Source organism: Flavobacterium sp. (assembly GCF_028712645.1).
Classification (GTDB): Bacteria; Bacteroidota; Bacteroidia; order Flavobacteriales; family Flavobacteriaceae; genus Flavobacterium.
Window position 1 is genome coordinate 1 of sequence record NZ_JAQTPQ010000237.1, and the last position, 5,541, is coordinate 5,541.

The 5,541-nt window shown below is 26.4% G+C and carries 9 protein-coding genes; all 9 read left to right on the forward strand.

Features of this window, described 5'->3' with window-relative positions:
• Positions 1-135 precede the first annotated feature (135 nt).
• The gene (locus tag PHC28_RS15065) at positions 136-603 is read left to right on the forward strand and encodes a hypothetical protein (RefSeq protein ID WP_300102454.1); all 468 of its coding nucleotides are present in this window, start codon (positions 136-138) and stop codon (positions 601-603) included.
• Between the two features lie 191 nt (positions 604-794).
• Entirely contained in the window at positions 795-1,088 is a 294-nt protein-coding gene (locus PHC28_RS15070; RefSeq protein WP_300102457.1) for a hypothetical protein, read from the forward strand.
• Positions 1,085-1,624, forward strand: a complete 540-nt coding sequence (locus PHC28_RS15075; RefSeq protein WP_300102460.1) for a hypothetical protein — start codon at positions 1,085-1,087, stop codon at positions 1,622-1,624. The genes PHC28_RS15070 and PHC28_RS15075 overlap by 4 nt, the downstream gene beginning before the upstream one ends.
• The gene (locus tag PHC28_RS15080; RefSeq protein WP_300102463.1) at positions 1,614-1,883 is read left to right on the forward strand and encodes a hypothetical protein; all 270 of its coding nucleotides are present in this window, start codon (positions 1,614-1,616) and stop codon (positions 1,881-1,883) included. The genes PHC28_RS15075 and PHC28_RS15080 overlap by 11 nt, the downstream gene beginning before the upstream one ends.
• A gap of 64 nt (positions 1,884-1,947) precedes the next feature.
• Entirely contained in the window at positions 1,948-3,033 is a 1,086-nt protein-coding gene (locus tag PHC28_RS15085; protein WP_300102466.1) for an RNA ligase, read from the forward strand.
• Between the two features lie 269 nt (positions 3,034-3,302).
• Entirely contained in the window at positions 3,303-3,848 is a 546-nt protein-coding gene (locus PHC28_RS15090; RefSeq protein WP_300102469.1) for a hypothetical protein, read from the forward strand.
• A 7-nt stretch (positions 3,849-3,855) separates the two neighbouring features.
• Complete coding sequence (locus tag PHC28_RS15095) at positions 3,856-4,338, forward strand: hypothetical protein (RefSeq protein WP_300102472.1); 483 nt, start codon at positions 3,856-3,858, stop codon at positions 4,336-4,338.
• A gap of 54 nt (positions 4,339-4,392) precedes the next feature.
• The gene (locus PHC28_RS15100) at positions 4,393-4,761 is read left to right on the forward strand and encodes a hypothetical protein (protein WP_300102475.1); all 369 of its coding nucleotides are present in this window, start codon (positions 4,393-4,395) and stop codon (positions 4,759-4,761) included.
• A gap of 9 nt (positions 4,762-4,770) precedes the next feature.
• The coding region (locus tag PHC28_RS15105; protein ID WP_300102479.1) for an RNA polymerase factor sigma-32 at positions 4,771-5,541 on the forward strand (771 nt) is incomplete at its 3' end.

Sequence of the window (5,541 nt, forward strand, 5' to 3'; positions counted from 1 at the left end):
GGGCATTTCAATGAAATAGTTCAAATACATGATATAACTGATCGGTTGATTAATTTAGATAGTTTAAATAAAACTGATAATTTTTAAAGGGTATCTAGAAAATATGATATATTTGGTCATACTAAATTTGGTTACTTGATTGATAATAATTTTATAAAAAAATTAGATAAAACAAAACAATATCATTTATATGACGACGATATTCATACAGGTGAAACAATTGAATTTATTATTGATTATTTAAAAAATAGTGGTATAGATATTTCAAATTATTTTAGTATGAATTATGCCACAACTGAAATATTAGATAACAGAGATTTTATTGTATTTTGGGAAAATAATGGGCTTGTTATTGATGACGATGGTACAAGAGTACCGTATATTTATCCATTCGTTGATCCTTATATCAGGTGTTCTATAATTAATCCTTTAGAATTTTCAATTGACATTTGGAAACAAAATATTAAAATATGTGAACGACATAATAAGAAATTAGTTGACACTGAACAACGATATTTTTATAATAAATTAGGTTTTAAAGATAATCAGTATTGTTGGGAAATATGTAAATTTTATTATGATTTTTTAATAGGAATAAAATAATGTTATTGAGATTATTAGATAGTTCTGGGTATGAAATTAATCGTTATGAGAGCTCTATTGTCCCTAAGACGGGTGAGTATATTAGAATCACTGATAAATATAAGATATTTGATTCTGATGTATTGATTGAAAAAATCGTATATGATTATAATGTTAATGTTGTATTGATTTATTTAGATATGTGAAATAATATGCAATTATTCAGAATAACTTGGTGGGCAACAAATCTTTCTTTAAAAGAAGCCCGAAAACAATATCCGGAAAGAAATTTTACTCAATATGATCAAGTGAAATATCTAGGGGATAGATATGAATATATTGGGGATTTAAAATCTACCTGGAAATTATGGTATGAATTAACGGTAAATTGTGAATATAGATTCGTAGAAGTATTTACTTTAGAAGGTATAAAATGTGATCCAGAAAAAGGTATCAATTATATGTCTTCTATTTCAGATACATTTGGTTATAGGAACTCAAAATGAAAACATTTGATGAATTATTTAAAATTAGTAAATTATGTGTTGAAGCATCTAGATTTGAAAGGTTATCTTTATGGAAAGAATATCATAAAAGCCATAAATGGGAAGAAAGTAGAGAAGGTAAATTATTAACTCTAGGAGAAATAAATTCACGTCCTATATGTGTATCTATTTCAATTGATATCATTGATGGATTACCTGTTATATTTTTTGAACCGACTAGCGAATTGGTTGATTACAAATTGATTGATGATTTTTTTAATAGAGAAAAATATAGATATAAAACTGATGCTATGAATTTTCATAATATCTTACATACTATCTATGATATTAAAAAAGAAATTGGTTGTATTAGTGATCACTGTTATATTCAGCGAGAGCAGGATACAGTTATCTTATATGATATTCAAGATCATCACCCAACATTAATTAAAAAATTTAGTTCAAATCTAACTGATGATGAAATTTTTGCTTATGCAGATAAATACAATCATGATTTGATTGAAAAAATGCACAAGGATATCTTATATGACAACTAATCAGAAAGAAAAATTCATATCTTTATTTTTATTCAAAATTCCTTATAATATGATTATAGGAAAGATCTATTTATCTATCCTAAAAAATAAAGATAAATCTAAATTACATTATGAAAAATGTATTGAATATCTTAAAATATTGATTTATCATAATGGTGATTTAGATAATGCTGATAAAGAATCAATTAAAAATTTGATTGATTTAATATCTCTTAGTATTGATAATAAAGAATTAGAATTCCCATCTATATCTGAATAATTTTTATTGACAAATATAACAATATGATCAATAATATTATTTTAAATTTTTGAGAGTAATTATTATGAATTTATCTGATTTTGAACATTTACGCTGTGAAAACAAAGTTCGTTTCATTGAAGAATATATCAATGGTAATAAGTTCACTACTATCGCATATATGATTTCAGACGCAAGTTTTTGGGAATTACCAATGTCATTGGAATGTAGAGGAAATGTATTTGATGAGACTGGTAGATGTGTTTCAAGAACATTTCCTAAATTTTTTAATTTGAATGAAAACAAATACACTCAATTTTCAGATTTAGATTTTACAGATGCCATCTTTTTTGATAAGAAAGATGGTAGTATGATTACGACTTTAGTTGTTGATGATGAAGTATATTTGAAAACAAAAAAATCTTTTTATAGCGATGTTGCTAAATTAGCTCAAAAAAGTTTATCAGACGATTTAAAGTTATTTATCAAGTATTTATCATCCTTCAATTTATCACCTATATTTGAATTTACATCGCCAGATAATAAAGTCGTAATTGATTACGGTATTGAACCAAAATTCACACTATTAGCTATTATTGATAATGAAACAGGTATTTATGTTGAACATGGAAGAATTTTAAATATCGTATCTGAATGGAAATCAAGAGGGATTCATATTTCGGTAATTGAAATATATGATATCACTATTGATGACGCACTTAATTCTGTAGATGAAGTTGAAGGTATTGAAGGTTATGTTTGTTTATTGAAAGACGGGACACGAGTAAAAATTAAAACCGAATGGTATAGAAGAAATCATCGCTTGCAAACAGATTTAACATATCGTGATATTGCAGAAATGGTTGCTGATGAAACATTAGATGATATGAAAGCTGAGATTGCAGCTGAAGGTATTAGTCTTGATATTATTGATTCTATTGAAAAAGAAGTTACTTCATCAATAATGAAAATAGTTGATGAAGTTGAAAAATTAACTGATTATGTTGTGGGTTGGTCAGATAAAGATGTAGCTTTACAATTCTTTAAACATCCATTATTTTCGTTGTTGATGATGAATCGGAGAGGTAAAGAACCAAAATATTCTGCTTTTTGGAAAAAAAGATATCTTAAAACATTTTCTACCCGTTCAATTTACAATAAAAATTTTTAGGTAATAAAATATGATAAATTTTAATTATGATAATCCTAGTGAATTAGATATACGAGATATTTCAATCAATATTCATCCATCTTTATTATTTGTATATCATGATTATGCTTGTCCTGTATGTCATAATAAGCACGCAGTATATTCTATGCAAGGAGGTATATTTCAACCTTGTTGGGAGTGCCAGAAAAACGGATATAGGATAGTGAAAAAAATAGAACCCAAGAATAAAATTCTGGCAATATTACATAAACTATTTTATGTCTCGAAATATGAATAATAAATTATATTGGTTTGAAATACATATTACCGTAGATTATCAACAAAAAGATAAATTTGTTGAATTTTGTGAAAAATCTGGAATAAAAATAATTGATATAGATATGGATGTGATGTCTGATATCATGACGAGTATTAAAGTATTTTGTACTGCAGATGAAGCGATACAATTAGCTAATATAAAAGCAATATGGTTTGCTTTTGAAGGATTTTCTATCGAACGTATTAAGGTTGAAGCAGAAAAATCATATCCTGGTGATTTTTTATATATTGAATCCCATTTAAAGTTTGTTGGTAAATTAACGAATAAAATCGAAAAAACAAATTTAATATCAAAAAATAGAAAAAATCCTACATATCACTTAATTACATTTAGGGAAAATAAATTATTTGACATTTTTGAAGCAAGTATTTATAATAAAATACAAGAGCTAGAAAGTTTCGGATTATGTTTAGTAGATAAAATTGAAATTGAAAAAGTAATTTTTGATAGTAATCCAGAACACGATACAAATTGGTTAAATTTAAATAAAAGGTGAAACTAAAATGAAAACATTAGAAATTATTAAAGGCGATTTATTATTGGCTGGATGTGATGTTATTGCACATCAGATCAATTGTATATCAACTGGTGCAGCAGGATTAGCGAAAGCTATTTTTGAAAAATATCCGGATGTAAATGTTTATGACGGCACATTTAATAGAGTACCCGGTGAAAATATTTACACTGTTACCAAAAAAGATGCTGTTTTAGTTGTACATATGGCTGGACAAATTTCGCCAAGAAGCGTTAAACATCAAATCCATAGTATGACCGATAATGGTACTATGCGATTAGAATATTTTAAGAGTTGTTTAGCAGATTTGTCCGTAAAATTAGGGAATGAAACTGATAGATTAAAACTTGGTATGCCGTATCTTATCGGGTGTGGATTAGCAGGTGGGGATTGGAACGAGTATTTTAAATTGTTACAAGATTTCAATAATACTTTACCAGATAATATTGAATTTAATCTTTATGCTATTTAATAGTTAGTTTTCAAGATAATAAACTGAATAATTTAGATTAAAAGGAAATATATTATGAATGATAGTACATATGTTTTTTTGCCAGATGAAAATGAATCTTTATCAAGTAATATGCAAATGTTATATGATACTGAAAATTTGAATGGAACACTACACAGATACGGTAAATGTGATATTGAATTTCAAAAATTTTTAGAAACTTTACAAACACAACGCGAAAAAGATTTGATTTATATTTCAAACTTTTTTCATTTCGCTTGGAATACTATACATATTAAATATTTATGTTTAAACGAAGATTTCAGTGCATATGATTTAAGTATTACCAAAAGTGTTTTTAATGCACTTGACCGGCAGGGTATTATTCAATTATTATTAGGCGAGTATTTAACTCGAGACGAATTAAAAGAGATTCTTTTTTAAGTTTGTATTATGAATGAAGTATTAATTACCTCCGATTTAGATACATATATGAGATATGTAAAAAGTATTCCTCAATTGAATAAAGAAGAGGAATACTTTTTAGCGAAGAAATTATATGTTGATGGTTGTACGGAATCAGCTAAAAAATTGATTTTAGCTAATCTTAGGTTCGTGGTATGGATAGCCCACAAATATAAAAATTATAAGATGCCGTTAGAAGATATTATTCAAGAAGGTAATATTGGTCTAATGAAAGCGATTAAACGATTTAATCCAGATATTGGAGTTAGATTAGTTACATTCGCAGTTCATTGGATAAAAGCAGAAATAAACGAATATATAATTAAGAATTTTTCGTTAGTCAAAACTGTTACAACTAAAGCTCAGAGAAAATTATTCTTTAATCTTAAAAAGATGAGACCAAGTATTGACAAATTGTCTCGAGAAGATATAATTTATATCGCGAAAGAACTTAACGTTTCAACAGATGACGTAATACTGATGGAGCAACGTTTAACTAATAAAATTGTATCATTTGATAATTATATTGATGAAAATGGCGAAGAAGATTTTAGTAATCCAATATATTATTTAACAGATAGTACAGATATTATTGAATCAATAGATAATGAAAAAAAGTCATCCGAACAATTGATCGAAATGGCATTAAACGGGTTATCAGATCGAGAAATAGATATTATACGAAGCAGATATTTAACTGAACAACCAATACAACTTGTTGAATTATCAAAAAAATATAATGTTTCATTTCAACGTATT

Excerpts from the sequence above, each read along its gene's own strand:
- PHC28_RS15090 (WP_300102469.1), top strand. The coding sequence starts at position 3,303 with ATGAATAATAAATTATATTGGTTTGAAATACATATTACCGTAGATTAT.
- PHC28_RS15085 (WP_300102466.1), top strand. The coding sequence starts at position 1,948 with ATGAATTTATCTGATTTTGAACATTTACGCTGTGAAAACAAAGTTCGT.
- PHC28_RS15070 (WP_300102457.1), top strand. The coding sequence starts at position 795 with ATGCAATTATTCAGAATAACTTGGTGGGCAACAAATCTTTCTTTAAAA.
- PHC28_RS15100 (WP_300102475.1), top strand. The coding sequence starts at position 4,393 with ATGAATGATAGTACATATGTTTTTTTGCCAGATGAAAATGAATCTTTA.
- PHC28_RS15080 (WP_300102463.1), top strand. The coding sequence starts at position 1,614 with ATGACAACTAATCAGAAAGAAAAATTCATATCTTTATTTTTATTCAAA.
- PHC28_RS15075 (WP_300102460.1), top strand. The coding sequence starts at position 1,085 with ATGAAAACATTTGATGAATTATTTAAAATTAGTAAATTATGTGTTGAA.
- PHC28_RS15095 (WP_300102472.1), top strand. The coding sequence starts at position 3,856 with ATGAAAACATTAGAAATTATTAAAGGCGATTTATTATTGGCTGGATGT.